Consider the following 2,464-nt stretch of genomic DNA (forward strand, 5'->3'; position numbering starts at 1 on the left):
GTCGTGACCGCCGCGGGCGCACCGGGTCCCGGCACGCCGTCCACCGGCACGGTCCGTACGGTCCTGGTCACCGGCGCCGGCCGCGGGATCGGCGAGGCCACCGCGCGCCGGTTCGCCGACGCCGGCTACCTCGTGGGCGCGTACGACCTCCAGCCCTGTGCGTGGGCCGAGGGAGACGAGCGGATCGTCACCGGTTCGCTCGACGTCACCGATCCCGCCGCGTGGGAGGCCGCTCTCACCGAGTTCACCGCCCGTAGCGGTGGCGCGCTGGACGTGCTGGTCAACAACGCCGGCCTGCTCTACGGCACTCCGTTCATGGACGCGAGTTTCGAGCAGGACGCCGCGCTGGTGGACGTCAACGTCAAGGGGGTGCTCTACGGCTGTCGCGCCGCGTTCCCGTTCCTGGAGAAGTCCGCCACCCCGACCGTGGTGAACCTCTGCTCGGCGTCGGCGATCTACGGCCAGGCCGAGATGGCGACGTACTCGGCGACCAAGTTCGCGGTCCGCGGGATCACCGAGGCACTGGACCTGGAATGGGCCTGCCACGGCATCCGGGTGTGCTCGGTGTGGCCGCTGTACGTGGGCACCGGAATGCTCGAGGGCGTGAACACCACCGGGATGCGCACGATGGGCGTGCGCCTCACGGAGGGCGACGTCGCCGGCGAGATCCTCGACCTGGCCGAGCAGACGGCGCGTGAGCCCTCCGGGGTGTTCGGCAGGATCCGCCGGGCGCTGGGCCGCGAGGTCCACCGGCCGGTCGGGAAGCAGGCCACCGCCATGTACCTGGCCTCGCAGGTCGCCCCCAGCCGACTCGTCAAGCTGTCCAATCAGCGCCTGACCTCGTGACGGCGGCGGGCCCGACCGAGTGGGGCGAGGGCGCGGTCGGCGTCGGTCCGTGGGAGCTCGAGCATCCCGGAGAGCCGCGCCCGGCCGGCGACCGGTGGGATCCCGACCTCCTGGACGCAGGCGACCGCCGCAACGTGGTCGACCGCTACCGATACTGGCGCCGCGAGGCGATCGTCGCCGACCTCGACACCCGTCGGCACCCCTTCCACGTGGCCATCGAGAACTTCGGCCACGACGCCAACATCGGCACCGTCGTGCGCACCGCCAACGCCTTCCTGGCCGCCGAGGTGCACATCGTGGGCCGCCGCCGCTGGAACAGGCGCGGGGCCATGGTCACCGACCGCTACCAGCACCTGCGCCACCACGCCGACGTCGGCGCCCTCATGGAGTGGGCCCGCTCCGAGGGGCTGCCGGTCGTCGCCGTCGACAACCTCCCCGGTGCCGAGCCCCTCGAGACCGCGAGCCTGCCGCGCGACTGCGTCCTGCTCTTCGGACAGGAGGGGCCCGGGGTGAGCGAGGACGCGCGCCTGCGGGCCGCGAAGACCGTCTCGATCGCACAGTTCGGCTCGACCCGCTCGATCAACGCCGGCGTGGCCGCCGGGATCGCCATGCACGCCTGGATCCGCGAACACGCCGCCCCGGCCTGATCGCCATCTCGCCCGCCCACCGCGCCCGCCTGCCCGAAACTCACGCCTATTGATTTTCGATAGGTACAGGTCCATAGTCGGTGTATGAACATCGAAAAACGAGCGGTCCTGCCGCTGCGGGCGTGCCTGGTGGTGCTGTTCGCGATACTGGTCCTGCTGCAGACCATGTCCCTGCCCGGGCAGTTCGCGCACATGGCCGAGACGTCACCGGGCGACGCGCACCTGCGGTGGCCGCTGACGGCCGTATCGATCTACTGGGTGGTGTGCATCCAGGTCGTGGTGGTGGCCACCTGGAAGCTGCTCTCGATGGTCAGGGCCGACCGCATCTTCACGGACGGGTCCCTGGTCTGGGTCGATGTGATCCTGGGGGCGATCGTCGCCGCCTGGGCGATGCTCGTGGTGGTGCTCGTGCTGGTCGGCATCAACGCGACTGATCCCGGCCTGCCGCTACTGCTCTTCCTCGTCGTCGTCATCATCACGGTCGCCGCGCTGCTCATGGTCGTCATGCGCGCGCTCCTCCGGCAGGCGACCTCCCTGCGCTCCGAGATGGACACGGTGGTTTGATGCCGATCATCGTGCGGATCGACGTCGAACTCGCCAAGCGCAAGATGAGCGTCGGAGAGTTCGTGGAGCGGGTGGGATTGACGCCCGCCAATGTCTCGGTGCTGAAGAACGGTCGGGCCAAGGCCGTGCGGTTCAGCACGCTCGAGGCGATGTGCCGGGTGCTCGAATGCCAGCCCGGCGACCTGCTCGAATGGGTCGAGGAATGAAGCGCCGGGTGCACTTCCTGCTGGTCCTGGCCGCAGTGCTGGCCATAATCGCGCTGTGGGCGACGGCGGTCGTCCTCGGTGAGGCCGACGACTCCCCGGGTCTGCAGGGGATCGGGGTGCTCGTGGTGATCGGTGCCGCGGTCGTCGCGCTGCGCTGGCGCGGGCCGCGCTGATCGGCGCATGCCCGGCCCCGGCCCCGGC

5 protein-coding genes are annotated in these 2,464 nt (G+C 70.7%); all 5 read left to right on the forward strand.

Annotation, left to right across the window (positions count from 1 at the left end):
- The first annotated feature begins 3 nt into the window (after window positions 1-3).
- The 5 genes from G6023_RS05340 (at window position 4) to G6023_RS05360 (ending at window position 2,436) form a co-directional block, all read left to right on the forward strand.
- Window positions 4-846 (forward strand): SDR family oxidoreductase, encoded by an 843-nt coding sequence (locus G6023_RS05340; RefSeq protein WP_182634324.1) that lies wholly within the window; start codon window positions 4-6, stop codon window positions 844-846.
- Window positions 843-1,493, forward strand: coding sequence for a TrmH family RNA methyltransferase (locus G6023_RS05345; RefSeq protein WP_096906718.1), 651 nt, complete (start codon window positions 843-845; stop codon window positions 1,491-1,493). The genes G6023_RS05340 and G6023_RS05345 overlap by 4 nt, the downstream gene beginning before the upstream one ends.
- An 84-nt stretch (window positions 1,494-1,577) precedes the next feature.
- Entirely contained in the window at window positions 1,578-2,057 is a 480-nt protein-coding gene (locus G6023_RS05350; protein WP_182634320.1) for a DUF2975 domain-containing protein, read from the forward strand.
- Complete coding sequence (locus G6023_RS05355) at window positions 2,057-2,263, forward strand: helix-turn-helix domain-containing protein (protein WP_182634322.1); 207 nt, start codon at window positions 2,057-2,059, stop codon at window positions 2,261-2,263. The genes G6023_RS05350 and G6023_RS05355 overlap by 1 nt, the downstream gene beginning before the upstream one ends.
- A complete protein-coding gene (locus G6023_RS05360; RefSeq protein ID WP_182634326.1) occupies window positions 2,260-2,436 on the forward strand; it encodes a hypothetical protein in 177 nt (58 codons plus the stop codon). The genes G6023_RS05355 and G6023_RS05360 overlap by 4 nt, the downstream gene beginning before the upstream one ends.
- The last annotated feature ends 28 nt before the right edge of the window (window positions 2,437-2,464 follow it).

This window comes from Dietzia sp. DQ11-71 (assembly GCF_014144995.1).
GTDB lineage: Bacteria > Actinomycetota > Actinomycetes > Mycobacteriales > Mycobacteriaceae > Dietzia > Dietzia kunjamensis.

Coding starts and splice junctions, on each gene's coding strand:
- G6023_RS05350 (WP_182634320.1), top strand. CDS start 1,578: ATGAACATCGAAAAACGAGCGGTCCTGCCGCTGCGGGCGTGCCTGGTG.
- G6023_RS05355 (WP_182634322.1), top strand. CDS start 2,057: ATGCCGATCATCGTGCGGATCGACGTCGAACTCGCCAAGCGCAAGATG.
- G6023_RS05360 (WP_182634326.1), top strand. CDS start 2,260: ATGAAGCGCCGGGTGCACTTCCTGCTGGTCCTGGCCGCAGTGCTGGCC.